Origin of the sequence: Actinomyces sp. 432 (genome assembly GCF_009930875.1) — a bacterium.
GTDB lineage: Bacteria > Actinomycetota > Actinomycetes > Actinomycetales > Actinomycetaceae > Actinomyces.
On the sequence record NZ_CP025249.1, the window covers coordinates 532,895 to 547,725 of the forward strand.

Annotated in this window: 12 protein-coding genes and 1 pseudogene; 2 read left to right on the plus strand and 11 right to left on the minus strand. The window is 68.8% G+C overall.

Annotated features, from left to right (window positions below; all coding sequences use genetic code 11):
• Positions 1 to 414 precede the first annotated feature (414 nt).
• On the plus strand, positions 415 to 753 hold the full coding sequence (locus CWT12_RS02195) for a hypothetical protein (protein WP_161923534.1): 339 nt from the start codon (positions 415 to 417) through the stop codon (positions 751 to 753).
• A gap of 172 nt (positions 754 to 925) precedes the next feature.
• Positions 926 to 1,405 carry a hypothetical protein gene (locus CWT12_RS02200; protein ID WP_161923535.1) on the plus strand — a complete coding sequence of 160 codons (480 nt, stop codon included), beginning with the start codon at positions 926 to 928 and terminating at the stop codon, positions 1,403 to 1,405.
• A gap of 143 nt (positions 1,406 to 1,548) precedes the next feature.
• On the opposite strand, the gene CWT12_RS02205 is transcribed toward CWT12_RS02200, so the two are convergent.
• From CWT12_RS02205 to CWT12_RS02250, 11 genes and pseudogenes are all read right to left on the minus strand, one after another.
• Complete coding sequence (locus tag CWT12_RS02205) at positions 1,549 to 5,088, minus strand: DUF3418 domain-containing protein (RefSeq protein ID WP_442862538.1); 3,540 nt, start codon at positions 5,086 to 5,088, stop codon at positions 1,549 to 1,551.
• A 431-nt stretch (positions 5,089 to 5,519) separates the two neighbouring features.
• Positions 5,520 to 6,362: pseudogene (locus CWT12_RS14625) on the minus strand (hypothetical protein); the annotation flags it as partial.
• Between the two features lie 120 nt (positions 6,363 to 6,482).
• Positions 6,483 to 8,393 carry a BglG family transcription antiterminator gene (locus tag CWT12_RS02210; RefSeq protein WP_161923536.1) on the minus strand — a complete coding sequence of 637 codons (1,911 nt, stop codon included), beginning with the start codon at positions 8,391 to 8,393 and terminating at the stop codon, positions 6,483 to 6,485.
• Between the two features lie 6 nt (positions 8,394 to 8,399).
• Positions 8,400 to 9,041, minus strand: a complete 642-nt coding sequence (locus CWT12_RS02215; protein ID WP_202616250.1) for an AAA family ATPase — start codon at positions 9,039 to 9,041, stop codon at positions 8,400 to 8,402.
• A 23-nt stretch (positions 9,042 to 9,064) separates the two neighbouring features.
• Positions 9,065 to 9,910, minus strand: a complete 846-nt coding sequence (locus CWT12_RS02220; protein WP_161923538.1) for a class II fructose-bisphosphate aldolase — start codon at positions 9,908 to 9,910, stop codon at positions 9,065 to 9,067.
• Positions 9,911 to 9,996: 86 nt separating this feature from the next.
• Complete coding sequence (locus CWT12_RS02225) at positions 9,997 to 10,434, minus strand: hypothetical protein (RefSeq protein ID WP_161923539.1); 438 nt, start codon at positions 10,432 to 10,434, stop codon at positions 9,997 to 9,999.
• Between the two features lie 10 nt (positions 10,435 to 10,444).
• Complete coding sequence (locus tag CWT12_RS02230; protein WP_161923540.1) at positions 10,445 to 11,737, minus strand: PTS sugar transporter subunit IIC; 1,293 nt, start codon at positions 11,735 to 11,737, stop codon at positions 10,445 to 10,447.
• Positions 11,734 to 12,042 carry a PTS sugar transporter subunit IIB gene (locus CWT12_RS02235; RefSeq protein ID WP_161923541.1) on the minus strand — a complete coding sequence of 103 codons (309 nt, stop codon included), beginning with the start codon at positions 12,040 to 12,042 and terminating at the stop codon, positions 11,734 to 11,736. Before CWT12_RS02235 ends, CWT12_RS02230 begins: the two co-directional genes overlap by 4 nt.
• 58 nt (positions 12,043 to 12,100) lie before the next feature.
• Positions 12,101 to 12,556 carry a PTS sugar transporter subunit IIA gene (locus CWT12_RS02240; protein ID WP_161923542.1) on the minus strand — a complete coding sequence of 152 codons (456 nt, stop codon included), beginning with the start codon at positions 12,554 to 12,556 and terminating at the stop codon, positions 12,101 to 12,103.
• A gap of 191 nt (positions 12,557 to 12,747) precedes the next feature.
• The gene (locus CWT12_RS02245) at positions 12,748 to 13,572 is read right to left on the minus strand and encodes an alpha/beta hydrolase family protein (RefSeq protein ID WP_161925242.1); all 825 of its coding nucleotides are present in this window, start codon (positions 13,570 to 13,572) and stop codon (positions 12,748 to 12,750) included.
• A 214-nt stretch (positions 13,573 to 13,786) separates the two neighbouring features.
• The gene (locus CWT12_RS02250) at positions 13,787 to 14,647 is read right to left on the minus strand and encodes a PspA/IM30 family protein (RefSeq protein WP_161923543.1); all 861 of its coding nucleotides are present in this window, start codon (positions 14,645 to 14,647) and stop codon (positions 13,787 to 13,789) included.
• Between the last annotated feature and the right edge of the window lie 184 nt (positions 14,648 to 14,831).

The window sequence follows — 14,831 nt, forward strand, 5'->3', positions numbered from 1 at the left end:
CGGACAGGACAACAACGGGCAGCCCTGGATAAGCGGCACGCAGGTCGATGGCGGCGCGGACAGTGGGCGGTCCCGCAGGCGCCCCACCAGCCGACATCTCAGCAGCCCGGCACTAGACCCCGGCGATCGACATCACCGCACTCCGGCGCGTAATCACGCTGCCCGGGCGGCGTCGGGCGGACGTTGCCGCCGTCGATGCGGCCCTGGAACGACTGGGGGTGACCGGCCAGGACCGCCACCTGCCCCACGAACTCAGCGGCGGGGAGCGGCAGCGGGTCGCCTCATGGCTGTGATACCGGGCGGTGACGCCGTCGGCCGAGCCGTTCTGCACACTCGAGGGGCGGGCGCGACGCAATGATGCACCTACTGCTAGCCGACCTGCGGCGTCACGCCTCCTCCTAGACCTGGGCCTGCGTGGTCGCGGTTGTGGCCGGGGCGTGCGTATCCGGCCAATTCATGGTCATGCGCGGCTCGCTGTTGTCTGCGTCCGCGGCCACCGGCGTCAACCAGTGGGGCGTTCCCATCCGCAGCGACATGACCGATGCCGCCCACACGGTGAGTGCGTTCATCATCGTCTCCGTGGTGCTGGCGACGGCAGCGGTACTCACTTCGACGGCCGGGCTCGTGATCGCTCAGCATCAGCGGGGCCATGGACTGTGGCGGTTGCCGGGTGAGTGCCGCGTGGCGGTGTGCCTCAACGCGCGGCAGAAGCCCCGCGGGGGTGCGGAGATGCTCGCTAGTTGTCAAAATTGATGACAAACACCCGCCCTGCACTCCGGGCCTGATCTGGTACCCGCATGATTCCAAGGTTTTTTCGCGGACGTCGACGCCCGCCTACCTCGTTTGTCATCGTTTAGGACACTCCAGGCGCCTGTCCGGCAGAATCCGCGCCGACGGCGACCCGCATAATCTAGGCTGCGCTGCTATGAGTGACGCTCCACGTACCGGCCTGTTCTCCTGGCTCTTCGGACGCGATAAGTCCAAGGCCACGTCGGCGCCCGCGCCCATCGTCGACGCAGTCAGGGGCAACACCGCCGCTGCGAGCATGCCCGCCGGGGCGGATACCGGCATCGGGGCGGCCGAAGTCTCAGCCGAGGAACTGGATCTCATCACCAGTGGTCAGCCGATAGCGGCGATCAAGGCCTACCGCGAGCGGACCGGACTGGGCCTGAAGGCCGCCAAGACCGCGATTGACGCGGCGTCCGCTGAACTCGCGGCGGGCCGCGCCCCGGCCGTCGCCTCCCCAGCCGCCGGACCTTCCTCCTCTTTCCCGCCACCGAACCCGGACGAGATCGAGTTGGCAGCAGCCGGAAAGCCGATAGCGGCGATCAAGGCCTACCGCGAACGCACCGGGGCCGACCTGAAGACCGCCAAGACCGCCATAGACGCGATCAGTGCTAACTAGAGGCGGGGCTATTCAGGCGGTCAGGAAATGCCGCCATAGACGCGATCAATGCCGACTGAACACGTGAACTGGTCATAGGCGAGACCGCCGTGCAGACATCTGCACGGGCCCCACATGCGCGGGCCCCGCGGGACCGGCTCCGCTCATATCTTCGCCAGCAGCTTGCTGATGCGCTGCACGCTGACCTTGCGGGCGGTGCCGAGCGTCTGCGCGAACAGGCTCACGCGCAACTCCTCGATCAGCCAGCGCGCCTCGACCAGCGCGGCCTCCCGCTCGGGGTCCGCCGGAAGCGCCGCGGCCCGGGCCCGGGCATCGGATAAAAGCTGCTCGGCCTGCTCTACCTGGTAGGCGAGTGCCGCATCCTGGCTGGGGGAGGACTCCGCCTTGGACACCCGCATCGCCAGCGCTCTCAAGTACCGGGGCAGGTGCGGGAGCTGCTCCGGCGGGGTGGCGGCGATGAAACCGTCCTTCACCAGCGCCGCCGCATGCTCGCGCACCTGCTGCAGCGTATTCAGCAGCGCTAGCGAGGTGTGGGCCGACACCTCCCGCTCCACCTCCCGCTGGGCGGCCAGTGTCTTGGCGGCGATCTGCGCTACGCGGTAGACCTCATCCTCCAGCTCCTGCCGCAAGACGGCCACCAGCTCCTCGAACACTGCCTCCTCCCGCACGCCCGCCAGGGAGGTGCGCCGCGCGGCAGCCCACCGACCGGCAACCACCCGGGCGGCAGCCAGCTGCATGTCCTCCACCAGCGCCTCGGTGCTCCGGTAGGGGCTGGCCGCCAGCGTCAGCGTCTCCGTGGGGTTCCACCGGGAGGTGATGCGGGCCGTGGGCAGGGCGGTACGCGCCAGCACCAGCGCCGTCACTCCAGCACCGTGCGCGCGCTCCTGGGCGACGGCGTCGGGCAGGATCCGCAGATCCGCGCGGCGCGCACCGGTAGCCACCAGGGCCGGGTAGCCGCGCACCACCAGCCCTGCCGTGCCCGGGGTCTCAATTGTGGCCGGAATGGTGGAGCGATCCGGGCCCTCCAGGCCGGTGACGCCCTTGGGCCAGTCCGTCAGCCCCGCGCGCTCGGCCAGGCCCGGCCCGACGCTGCGCATCCCCTTCGCACCACCGCTCGACGCTCCCGTGGCGTGACCGCCGACGCCGCCCCGGGCGCTTCCCGGCGCGACCGTGCCCGCGCCGCGCCGCTTGCCACGCCCGCCTCGGCGTCGCCCCTGCGTCCGCTGCGCATCAGCCATGGCCTGCGCGATCGCCCCGTGTACGGCGTCGCGCACAGCCGCCTCGGTGCGGCCCGCCTGACGGCGCTGCAACAACACCAGGTCCTTGTCCCGATCCAGCTCCCGGCCAGCGCCGTCCACCGCCACGAAGGCCATGCGCAGGTGGTCGGGCAGCCGCTCGGCGGCCTCCTCCCAGTCGGCCTCGGTGATCTCCACTTGCCGCAACCGCAGCACCGCATCCGCGAAGGCCTCGCGGAAGGGTACCTGCGGCGCCGACGGCGCCCCCGCGCCCCCGGCCGCACCAGTCACCTCCCGGCGGATCGCCTCCCACACCTGCGCCCCGACGTCGGGCGCGGGCACCAGCGCACGACGCACCCGCTTGGGCAGGGCGCGGATGGTGTCCACCACCAGCTCGGGCCGCAGCCCGGGAACCAGCCAGTCAAAGCCCGACGGCTCCAGGCGCCCCAGCACCTCCACCGGAACCAGCACGCTCACCCCGTCATTTGGGGCACCCGGCTCGAAGACGTACTCCAGGCCGAGAGTGAGATCCCCCTGTGCCCAGGTGTCGGGGTAGCCGGCGGTGTCGTCCCCGCCGGGCAGCAGCAGCTCGCGGGTGAAGTCGAACAGGTCGGGACGGTTGTGGCGCTCCCGCTTCCACCAGGCGTCGAAGTCGTTCGCGCCGTAGACGTCGTCGGGTAGGCGGTCGTCGTAGAAGTCGAACAGGGCCTCGTCGCCGGCCAGCAGCCCGTGCTCCCGGCGTCGCTGCTCGACGTCGGCCAGCTCCTCCAGCAGCGCCCGGTTACGCTCCACGAACCCGTGCCGGGCGTGCCAGCCGCCCTCCACCAGCCCGGAGCGGATGAACATCTCCCGCGCCAACTCGCGCGCATCGGCCGTACCCACCGAGGCGAGCGTGGCAGGGCGGTCGGCCACCAGCGTCATCCCGTACAGCAGCAGCTTCTCGTGCACCATCGCGGCGCCGCGGCGCGTGGACCAGTACGGCTCCCCGTACACGCGGTGCAGCAGCCCAGCCGCCCCGGCCGCCTCCTCGATCCAGCGGGCGTCCACCTTGGCGACGGTGCGCGCGAACAAGCGGGAGGTCTCCACCAGCTCCGCCGTCATCACCCAGTCGTAGCTCTTGCGCCGCAGCCCCGAGCCCGGCCAGATCACGAAGTGGCTGCCGCGCGCGCCCGCATACTCGCGGCGGCGCTCATCCCAGGTACCCACGTTGGAAAGCAGTCCCACCAGCAGGGAGCGGTGGATGGCGTCGGCGCTGGGCGTGTCCGCACTGCGCCCCAGGGCGACGACGGCGGCCGCCACGTCCCCGTGGGCGATGGTTGCCGCCTGCGTGCCCGGCTCCAGGCCGGCGGCGGCCGCGCGCACGGCGCTCGCGGTGGGCAGGTCCACGGGGGCGGCGGCGAGCCCCAGCGGGCGGGCGAGCTGCCGCAGCTGGTTGTACACGTCCTGCCACTCGCGCACCCGCAGGTAGTGGAGGAACTCGGCCCGGCACATGCGCCGGAAGGCGGAGCCGGACAGGTCGCGCTGCTGGGTGCGCAGGTAGCGCCACAGGTTCAGATAGGTCAGGAAGTCACTGGTCGGCTCGGCGAAGCGCCGGTGCAGGGCGTCGGCCGCCTCCTGGTGGTCGGCCGGGCGCTCGCGCACGTCCTGCATGGACAGCGCAGCCACGATCACCATGACCTCGCTGACGCAGCCGAGCTCACCGGCCTGAAGCAGCATGCGCCCCAGCCGCGGGTCGATGGGCAGGCGGGCCAGGCGCCGGCCCACTTCGGTCAGACGTGGCCCGCCGACGCTGCCGCCCCGGCCGCTCCGCCGTCGCCGTCCGGTTCCGGCGCCGGCCGTCTCGATGGCGCCGATCTCGCCCAGCAGCTGGAGGCCGTCGCGTACGGCGCGGGAGTCGGGGGCGTCCAGGAAGGGAAAGTCCTGCACGTCCCCCAGACCGAGCGCGGCCATTTGCAGAATCACCGAGGCCAGGGAGGTGCGCAGGATCTCCGGTTCGGTGTACTCCGGGCGCGATTCGAAGTCGGTCTGGGAGTACAGGCGGATGGCGATGCCGTCGGCGACGCGTCCGCACCGCCCGGAGCGCTGGTTGGCGCTGGCCCGACTGATCGGCTCGATCGGCAGGCGCTGCACCTTGGTGCGGTTGGAGTAGCGGGATATGCGCGCCAGCCCGGGGTCGATGACGTAGCGGATGCCGGGCACGGTCAGGGAGGTCTCGGCCACGTTGGTGGCCAGCACGATGCGGCGGCAGGCGTGCGCCTCGAACACGCGGTGCTGCTCGGCGGCGGACAGGCGGGAGAACAGCGGCACCACCTCGACCGCGCCGGGCGTGGCGGTGCGCCCGTGCGGCGTGTAGCGCGGCCCCAGATGGTCAATGAGGGCCGACTCGGTGTCGCGAATGTCCCGCTCACCGGCCAGGAAGACCAGGATGTCGCCGCTGCCGGCCGCCATGAGCTCGTCGACGGCGTCGAGGATGCCGGTGACCTGGTCGCGCTCGGTCTCTGGCGCGGGGGCGTAGCCCCGGTGCCCTGACGTCCCCGGGCGGCGGGGGAGGAGTCCTGGGCGCCGGAGATGGTGGCGGCAGCATCGGGGTCCGCGGGGTCCGGCACGAGCGGTCGGTAGCGGATCTCCACCGGGTAGGTGCGCCCGGACACCTCGATCACCGGCGCCGGTGATCGGGAGGGCCCCGCCGGGCGGCTGGAACTGTCGGGGCGGGTGGCGGCGTCGGCGCGGCCGCCTCCGGCGGGTGGGGCCTCCTGCGCGGCGGGCGGAGGGTCCTGTGCGGCGGGCGCGGCCTGGCCGAAGTGGGCGGCGAAGCGCTCGGAGTCGATGGTGGCGGAGGTGATGATGACCTTCAGGTCCGGGCGCTGGGGGAGGAGCCGGGCCAGGTAGCCGAGGATGAAGTCGATGTTGAGGCTGCGCTCGTGCGCCTCATCCACGATGATCGTGTCGTAGCGGCGCAGCAGCGGGTCGGACTGGATCTCCGCCAGCAGGATGCCGTCGGTCATGAGCTTGACCAGTGTGCCCGGGCCGGTCTCCTCGGTGAAGCGCACCTGGTAGCCGACCACGCCGTCCGGGCCGATGGGGGTGGACAGCTCGTAGGCGATGCGTTCGGCCACCGAGCGGGCGGCGATGCGGCGCGGCTGGGTATGACCGATCATGCCGGTGATGCCGCGGCCGAGCTCGAGGCAGATCTTGGGCAGCTGGGTGGTCTTGCCGGAGCCGGTCTCGCCGGCCACGATCACTACCTGGTTATCGCGAATGGCGGCGGCGATCTCCTCGCGGCGGGCGCTTACGGGCAGTTCCTCCGGGTAGGTGATCACCGGGACGGCGGCGCGGCGGGACTCGAGCTGCTCGGGGGTGAAGCCCCGCCACTGGCGCCGGCCGCGCCCGCGGCGGGCCCCTCGTGAACGCCGCCCTCTCCTGCCATCGCCGTTGTTGCTGCCGGCTTCAGGGCGGTCCGCGCGCCGGGTTGGTCGCTCGTTGTCACTCATCAGGCCGCCTATTGTCCCCCATCCCCGTTCATCCCCGCCCCTCCCCTCACCGAGGTCGGTCGATCTTACGTGCCGAGGTCGGTCGATATGGGGTGGAGACGCCGACATCATCCTCGTTGCGCGTGATTTCCTGGCGCTAGACGCGCGCGAATGCCCGAGGACGCTCGCAGCTGTCACGTATTGCACCACTTTCCACTCGGTCGGGTTCGGGACGCGACAGCACAGCCGCATGAATCCGCGGCTTTGGCAGGGAGGATGAGCATCCGGGCACGCGAATGTGGTGCATCTAGTGACAGGGACGTGCCTGGTTGTCCCGCGACACAACAGACCACGGCAAACACCCCGCCCGGCTCAGAGCATGTCCAGCATGGTGGCCACGAAGGCGTCGTAGGAGTCGGCCGCGGCCAGGCGGGCGACCTTGGCGGGATCCACCAGCGCCTTGATCACGGCGTCGAACACATCCCCGAAGGCGTCCCGGCTGTCAGCGGACAGGCACAGCATGGCGATGAGCTTGACCGGCGTGCCGCCCCAGTCGACGGGACGGTCGGCCAGGCACACGGCAATCGCGGTGCGCGCGGCGGTCATCTCGATCGTGTGCGGGATCGCGGCACCGGAGGCGAAGGCCGTGGTCGATAACCGCTCCCGCTCCTTGACCTGATCGAGAAACTCCGGGCCAACAGCACCGGCACGGGCGAGCAGACTCGCCGCGGTTTCCAGGGCCGTATCGCGATCCTGCCCGCCCGGGATCCGGGTGAACAACTCCGGCTCCATCACCGTGGTCAGCCACGCGGCGGCCTTGAAGCGCTTGTGGCCGGCAGCAATGTTCGCCGTCATCTCCCGAATCCGCTCCAGGTCTGCGTCCGTGAGCAGCAGCCCCGTCCGGATCACCGGCACATCGGGCGCACGGGGCAGCGGCACCGTCGTGACAATCAGGTCGGCAGACAGGTCGGGCCCGACGTCCTCGACATCCGTGATCACCCGGTCCACGCGCCCGGTTCCCGCCACCGCGGCCTCCACGGCGTGTGCCAGGGAGACGTGGACATCGTAGTAGCGGGGGACGACGACGGCGACGGCAACCTCGTCGTCCTGCGCATGCATGGACAGCAGGCGCCCGCCCACGTGGAAGGCGATGAAGCCGATCTCGTCCTCACTGACCTCGATACCGGTCTCCAGCTGAATATGCCGGGCGATGAACACGGCCAGCTCATGTACCAGCGGGTGAGTGTTCTTCACAGACTGCCCCACGGGAATCCGCGCCGAGCCATGCTGCGCGGCCCGCTGCACCAGGCTGCGCACATGCATGGCGAGAAAAGCGATGAAACGCTCGTCGGACAAGTCCACCAGGTAGTTGTTGTTGAGCTTCGCAACGATCCGGGTGACCATGGCCAGGTAGTGCTCGTCGAGGAAGGCCCTGACCTCCGGGCTGGACGTCTCCTCCGGATAGGCGGGGGCGGCCTTGGTCAGCAGCAGGAGCGCCAGGTAGGCGACCTCCCGCTCCGGCACCTGCACCCCGAAGACTCTCGCCACCAGTTCGCTCACCGCACGGGACACCGGGGCGAGTGCGTCATCGGGCGTCAGGCGGGAAGCGTCCACGGAGCGCCCATGTCGCACCCGGTCCACCATGATGGCGATGTGGGCGACCAGTTCGTCGGCCGTCCACTCGTTGATGGAAAGCTGAAAGTCATCCAGTACCTCACGCAGCTGCTTCTTGAAGCCGAGCAGTTCCGGCTCCTGGAGACGGTGAGCGACTTCTTCGACGTCGATGAACTGGGGCCGGCGCACGGCGGCCCCAGTGAGGATGCGCCGCATGAGGCGGCGCTGCGCGGGCTCCTCTCCCTGAAGCGACAGCCGCTCGTGGTCGCGGGCCAGACGTAGGCCGAACTGGGCCACCAGCGGCCGGGCCTTGCCCAGGTCGGCCTCGATCGTGGACTCGGATACGTGCAGCTGTTCCGCCAGGTCAAATACGCTCACTGGACCCTGGGCGGCGACCAGCACGCGCAGGATGTGTGCCAGCCGGGCCTCAGGACCGTCGTCCCGAGGCCCGGCCGGCGCCGGCCGTAGGCGTACCCGCGCTAAGGCGCACGCATCCAGGCGGTAGCCGGAGTGCGATGAGGCGATCACCCGCCCGTAGTGCTCACTGGCGGCGGTCACGTAGTTGCGGATGGTGCGGGTGGACACTCCCAACCGCGCCGCGAGCTCGCCGGAGGAGAAGGGACGTGGCTCCTCGGAGAGGATCTGCAGCAGATCCTCGAAACTCGTCATGACGGTTCAGCTCCGTGCGGCGATCCAGTCGAGGATCGCCTTATGATCAACGGCGTCCAGGTCCGTGGCGTCCACCTCCAGCAGTTCGCCGAGCCGGAAGGTGTCGTATCCGCGCGTGGTGCAGCGCCGGTAGAACTCCTCACGGGTCAGCAGGCCGCTGGCCCTGCTGCGATCCGTGAGCGAGTCGCCGCGATGGTACCGGTCGACGATGTGGCCCAGATGCCGTGAGGGATCCAGGTCTCGCCGCTGCTGGCGTTCAAACAGCACCTCCAGGTCGGCGGTCAGGCGGATTGTCAGCGCGGTGGCGCCGTGGCGCTCGCACAGCGTCTGCAGCGTCGGCAGCTGCTTCACGCTGAACGGGTAATCGGACAGCACCATCGGACCGTGTGAGTCGTCATGCATGACCCTACTGCGCGGGGCAGGACTCAACGCGGCTTCAATCTCATCGAAGAAGATCCCTAGTGCTCTGCGCTCCAGGGCCTGCTTCTGCTCGAGGTCGTCGAACCCGTGCTCCTCCCACAGCTTCTCCTTGATGTCGTCAATGGACACCTGCGTGCAGCCCGGGAAGCGTTCCCTTATACGCGCGCACAAGTAGCTCTTGCCGGTGCCGGGCAGGCCCGCGACCAGGACCAGGATTGCTCCCCTCACCGCAGCCTCGTAGTCCGCCGGGTTCATTCGGGACGACGCCCCATGAACAGCGCGATCTTGTGGGCGACGATCTCGCCGACGACGTCGTTGCAGGGCACGATGTTGTTGCGCAGTGAGCTGTTGACCTTGGTGGCCCCGAATGTCTCCTGCGCTTTGCGGGTCCAGCCGACCAGCAGCTCGGTGCCGACGTTGAACTTGCGGATGCCCTTGGCGGTCAGCTCGGGGTAATCCGCCTCGTCTACGCCGGTGCCGCCATGTACCACCAGGGGCACGTCGACGGCGTTGTTGATGCGGCCCAGCAGGTCCAGGTCGATCCGGGTCTTCGACTTGAACTGGCCGTGGTTGGTGCCGATGCTGACGGCGAGCGCGTCGCAGTCGACCTCGGCTAGGAACTGCTGGGCCTCCTCCGGCTGGGTGTACTTGCCCTCACGGTTGCGGATGCCCTCCTCGGTGCCGCCGATGGTGCCGATCTCTGCTTCCACGGAGACCCCGTGCTCGTGGGCGAAGGCGACGACGCGGCGCGACTTGGCCACGTTCTCGGTGAAGGGCAGCTGGGAGCCGTCAAACATGACCGAGGAGTACCCGGCCGCGATGGCGTTGCGGATATCGGTCAGGTCGGTGGCGTGGTCCAGGTGCAGGGCGACGTCGACGATCTCGTCCTCGGCCATCGCCCGGCACACCGCCACCAGGTTCTTCATGCCCACATAGCGGGCGGTGCCGGGCGAGGTCTGGATGATGATCGGGGAGCCCAGATCGCGGGCGGCGCGAATCATGGCTGGGACCATTTCTAAGTTGTGGGCGTTGAAGGCGCCGACGGTGTAACCCACGCGCTGGGCCTCGGCGAGCATCGGGGTGATGGGGATATACATTGGTTGTTTCCTTTTGGGACTTGACGGGTGAACGATTACTGCGGGCTACCGCGGGCGATGCGCCCTGTGCGCGGCGCGGCGCATGCTTAGAACTGCGAGCGCATGACTCGCTTTGACAGGGCGGTCAGCTCGTCGAGCTTCACGGTCCACTGCTGGATGGCGGCGTCGTCGCGGGCCTTGGCTGCCTGCTTCAACTGGTCGTTGTAAAGCGTGAGCAGGCCGTTGTAGGCCGGGCCGAACTGCTCGCGGATCGCCATGGAGGCCTCGTAGCTGCCGATGGCGGCGGTGGCATCGCCCAGTTCCTGCTGGACGCCGCCGAGTTCGTTGAGGAGTTTGATCCGCGCCTCTGGATCGGCCTGTTCCTCAAGTTGTGCGGCCAGTGCGGCGGCGCGTTCGCGCAGGGCCTCCTGGTCGTCGGCGGCGGGTGCCGCGGGGCTCGCGGCGGGCTTGCCTGCCTCGACGGCGTCGGCGGGCTGCGCGGACCGGCGCTCATCCTGGCTGCGGTTTCTGCGGAATAGTCTCATCTCGTAGGCCTCACAGTGCGTTCATGATCGGGCGGACGATGTAGGCGAACAGCAGTCCGGCGGTGATGGTGTCGACGTCGGTCGCGGACAGGTTGGGGAAGCCCAGGTTCATGAAGGTGGTCACCAACAGCGCCGGCAGCAGCGTGATGAACAGGCCATGCACCACGCCGCCGATGATGGCGCCGCGGCGCCCGCCGACGGTGTTGCCGAAGATGCCGGCGGTGCCGCCCGCGAAGAAGTTCGTGAGCATGCCGGGCACGATCACCGCGAAACCGACGGCCGGAAGGGCCACCATGGCGATCAGGGTGCCGATCGTGGTGGTGATGAAGCCGATGACCACCGCGTTTGGGGCGTAGGGGAACAGCACCGGGCAGTCCAGCGCGGGTTTGGAGTCGGGCACCAGCTTCATGGAGATGCCGCGGAAGGCGGGGACGATCTCGCCCAGCAGCAGCCGCACACCGGCCATCAGCACGTAGACGCCGACGACGAACTGGATGGACTGCAGGAAGGCGTACATCATGTAGTTCATGGTGCCGACGTCGTCCGCCACCGGTTCGGGGCCGGCCACTGCCGCGACGATCAGGAACAGGGGAGTCATCACCACGGCGAGGGACATGTAGGTGTCCTGCAGGAACTCCAGCGAGCGGGGGAGCTTGATGTCCTCCGTGGAGGGCTGCTTCTCGACGTTGCGCTTGCGCACGAGCCAGGCGACTCCCGCCTCTACGAGGTAACCGATGGTGCAGAAGTGCCCCAGTGCGATCGCGTCGTTGCCGGTGATGCGGCGCACGATGGGCTGCGCCAGGGCGGGCATGGCGACGCAGAAGAAGCCGCCCACCACGCTGGCGGCCAGGATGAGCCCGGCGCCGCGCAGTCCGGCGGCGTAGCCGAAGATGACGGTCATGGTGGACATCCACAGCAGGGCTTGGCCGGTGAGGAAGATGTACTTCCACGGCGTGAAGCGCGCCAGCAGGATGTTGACGATGAAAATGCCTAGGAACGCCAGTGCGATCTGTCCGCCCAGGCCCATGTTGTTGGTGGCGTAGCCGTTGACGGCCTCAATGCTCGGCACGATTCCGGTGGTGTGGAATGCCGCCTGGAACATCACGCCGAAGTAGGTCAGCGTGGTGACCAGCACGGCGGATCCCGCCGAGAGCACGTAGAAGCCGAGAATGGTCTTGAACGTGCCCATGATGACTGCGCCGACGCCCTTTTTCTGCAGGATGAGGCCGAGCATGGCGATCAGGCCGATGATGATCCCGGCCTGGGTGAGGACGTTGTTGATAATCCAGTTGATTACGCTCATGCCTGGGCCGCCTTCTCCTGCACGACCGGGAGGAGCTTGGCGGCAATCTCGGTCTTGTCTACGATGTTCTTCAGGAACACGAACGAGATGCCGGGGTCGAGCTCGTACTTCTCGATCGTGGGCTTGAAGTTCTCCGCGGAGACGATGATGTCCGCGCGCACGCCAGGAATCCCGGAGATGGCCTCGTGTCCGAGGTTGGCGCGGACGCCCGCGGCGGTGAGGACCTCTTCGGCCTCCATCTGGCAGGCCAGGCTGCTGCCGAGCCCGGCGCCGCAGATGAAGTAGATGTCGAGTGGTCTGGTCATGGGATACTCCTTCGTGTCTTGACCTTGTGGCGTGAGATGGGATGCGGCGAGAACGGGGTCAGCGGCCGCCACGGAGGATTCGCTGGAACTCTGCGACGGTGCCGGCTGCTACCAGCCGTTCCTGCAGAGGCCGATTGCCTGCAATGGCAACGAATTCCCGGAGTGCTTTGAGGTGGGAGTCGTCATCGACGGCCGCCAGGCAGAAGACAATGTCGACGGGGTCGTTCTCCGGATGGTTGAAACTGACGGGGTCCGCCAGGGTCATGACGCTCATCGCCTGGCGCACCACTCCCGTCTCGGGCCGCGCGTGAGCGAGGACCAGATGTGGCGAGAGCACGATGTACGGGCCGAACCGGTCGACGGCGTCGATCATTGAGTCGACATATGCCGCGGTGATGGAGCCGTCCGCGAGAAGCGGCTGGGCAACTGCGGCAATCGCCTGCTGCCAGGTCGCCACGTGCTGGTGGATGATCACGTGATCATCGGTGATCAGGTCGGTCAGTGCTGTGCTCATGCGTTTGGTCCTCCGTGCGCATGAGTATCGAAGCGAGCGGTGTGAGCTGGCCAACAGAAGTTTTTCCGCCTTGGGGGCGCCCTGGCGGAAAAGCAGGCGGCGTCCGTGCGCTCGGAGATTCCAACCGACCTCGGTGCGTAACGTCTACCGACCTCGGCGGGGCGGGAGGGCGCGCAGGTGCGCGGCGTGGCTCACCGCAGGCGGCGGGTCACCCACTCGGTACTCAGGCGGGCGATCTCGTTTGCGGCGTCGTCTCCCTCTGCCTGCACCTGATGCAGGCGGCTGCCTTCGGGCAGCAGCGGGAATGCGGCAGCAGCGGCCTCGGCGGTGTCGGGCATCTCCTCGCTCAGAGCACCGTGCAGCATAAGGATGGGCCAGGGCAGGTCCGCCATGGTCTTATCGGGCGACTGGAGCGAGACATCGGCGAGAGTCTCCTTGCTCACTACGTCCCACTCGCGTGAGTTCGGGTTGTCATCGGGTAGGCGTGTAAGCCCGTGCCGGTCCAGTTCGTCGAGCTGCTCGGGGGAGAAGACGTTCTCCCACAGGATCGACTGCGGGCCGACTACGGCTCCGGCGACTACTGCGGTGCGCACCTGTGCGGGGCGGGCGAGTAGGGCGGCGGTGGCGCCGAAGCCGTTGGCGTGGATCGCCTGGCGGACGTAACCGCGGTTGGCAAGCCAGGCGGATACCGCTTGGAGGTCCTCGATCTCGCCGGCGAGGGTGATCACGTCGTCGTCGGACTCGCCCAGCCCGGAGAAGTCGAACTGGAGCGTGGCCAGGCCCGCGCGTCGGTACTGCTCCGCCAGCTTGTCCAGACGGTGCTCCAAGCCGTGCTGGTCGGTGAGGAAGTCGTGGGCGAGGATGACAACGCCTTCCTCGCGCGGCTCGACTGCCTGACCGCTGCGTATGGCGGCGTCATCGAATGCGTCAGGGTCGAATGGGGCGGCGCCATCGGGCAGGCGCATCGTGGCGGCTAGGTTGATGCCACGGGCAGTGTCGATGCGCAGATTGGCCATGGCTCCCATGGCTTCAAGTTAGGTCAAGGCCTCCCGTAAGTCACGGGTGCAGGGCCTGTGACCAGGCCGATTGCGCTGCCAGCGTGATGATGCCGACTCAGCGTCAGCTGCGGACTGGATGGCCGAGGCGACGTCGGCGCCCGTCCTATGAGGGAGGACGGGCGCCGACGCGCGAGCCGGTATGAGGCCGTCGCACGGCCTGCCCGGCACGGGCTCAGTAGGAGGAGGCGCCGTCGTCGGTCTCGGCGTCCTGCGCGCCCTCGCCGCCCTTAGCGCCTTCGGCCTTGAGCGCCTCGAAAGCGGCGTCGACATCCCCATCGGTGATCTGCGCAGCGGCGGGAGCGCCGGGCAGCGCGGTGTTGTTGCCGGCCTTCAGCGCAGCCAGCCGGGCCTCGGCCTCCAGCTGCTGGTCGGCGGACTCCAGCTCGGCGAACTGGGCCTCCAGGGAGGCTCCGGCAATCTCCATCTGCCCGGCGGCCTGAGCCTCGACGCGGCGCACCTGGTCCTCGTAGCGGGCGAGCTCGCTGGTGGGATCCATGACGTTGATCGAGCGGATCGCGCCCTGGACCTTCACCTGCGCCTCGGCGTTCTTCTGCCGGGCGACCAGCTGGTCGCGCTTGGACTGGAGCTCACTGAGCTTGGCCTCCATCTGCTGCAGGCCGGTCTTGAGCTGATCGACGACCTGCTGCTGGGAGGCGATCATCGGCTCGGCCTGCTTGGCCTCGTTCTCGGCGGTGATCTGCTTGGTCAGCGCGATCTTCGCCAGCGAGTCCCACTTGTCGGCCCCGGCGGCGTCCCCGCCCGCGCGCAGCTCGTCGGCCTTACGGGAGGCGGCCAGCGCCTTGTTGCCCCAGTCCCTGGCCTCGGCCAGGTCCGCGTCGTGGTCCTTCTCCGCCAGCCGCAGGTTGCCGATCGTCTGGGCGACGGCGTCGCGCGCCTCGGCGATGGACGCCTTGTAGTCGCGCACCAGCTGGTCGAGCATCTTCTCCGGATCCTCGGCGCGGTCGATGAGGGCGTTGATGTTGGCGCGGGTGAGCTGGGCGATGCGGCCCAGGATCGACTGCTTCTCAGCCATGTGTTTCCCTTCGTCATGCTCGCCCGGTGGGCGAGGCGTCGGTGTGCGATTATCCGCACGGACTGTATGTGCTGACTATGAGCGCGCTCCGCGCGGCCGCGACTGCTCAAGAGCTGGGGTCGGCCGCACAGTACCGGAGTCATACTTCCAGGAAACGACGCCGCGTTCCTGCACAATGACGGGT

What these genes read in the sequence shown, in the direction of transcription:
- CWT12_RS02205 (WP_442862538.1), bottom strand. Translation starts at nt 5,088, where the DNA reads ATGGCGGCCGGCAGCGGCGACATCCTGGTCTTCCTGGCCGGTGAGCGG.
- CWT12_RS02230 (WP_161923540.1), bottom strand. Translation starts at nt 11,737, where the DNA reads ATGAGCGTAATCAACTGGATTATCAACAACGTCCTCACCCAGGCCGGG.
- CWT12_RS02220 (WP_161923538.1), bottom strand. Translation starts at nt 9,910, where the DNA reads ATGTATATCCCCATCACCCCGATGCTCGCCGAGGCCCAGCGCGTGGGT.
- CWT12_RS02225 (WP_161923539.1), bottom strand. Translation starts at nt 10,434, where the DNA reads ATGAGACTATTCCGCAGAAACCGCAGCCAGGATGAGCGCCGGTCCGCG.
- CWT12_RS02235 (WP_161923541.1), bottom strand. Translation starts at nt 12,042, where the DNA reads ATGACCAGACCACTCGACATCTACTTCATCTGCGGCGCCGGGCTCGGC.
- CWT12_RS02245 (WP_161925242.1), bottom strand. Translation starts at nt 13,572, where the DNA reads ATGGCCAATCTGCGCATCGACACTGCCCGTGGCATCAACCTAGCCGCC.
- CWT12_RS02200 (WP_161923535.1), top strand. Translation starts at nt 926, where the DNA reads ATGAGTGACGCTCCACGTACCGGCCTGTTCTCCTGGCTCTTCGGACGC.
- CWT12_RS02210 (WP_161923536.1), bottom strand. Translation starts at nt 8,393, where the DNA reads ATGACGAGTTTCGAGGATCTGCTGCAGATCCTCTCCGAGGAGCCACGT.
- CWT12_RS02250 (WP_161923543.1), bottom strand. Translation starts at nt 14,647, where the DNA reads ATGGCTGAGAAGCAGTCGATCCTGGGCCGCATCGCCCAGCTCACCCGC.
- CWT12_RS02240 (WP_161923542.1), bottom strand. Translation starts at nt 12,556, where the DNA reads ATGAGCACAGCACTGACCGACCTGATCACCGATGATCACGTGATCATC.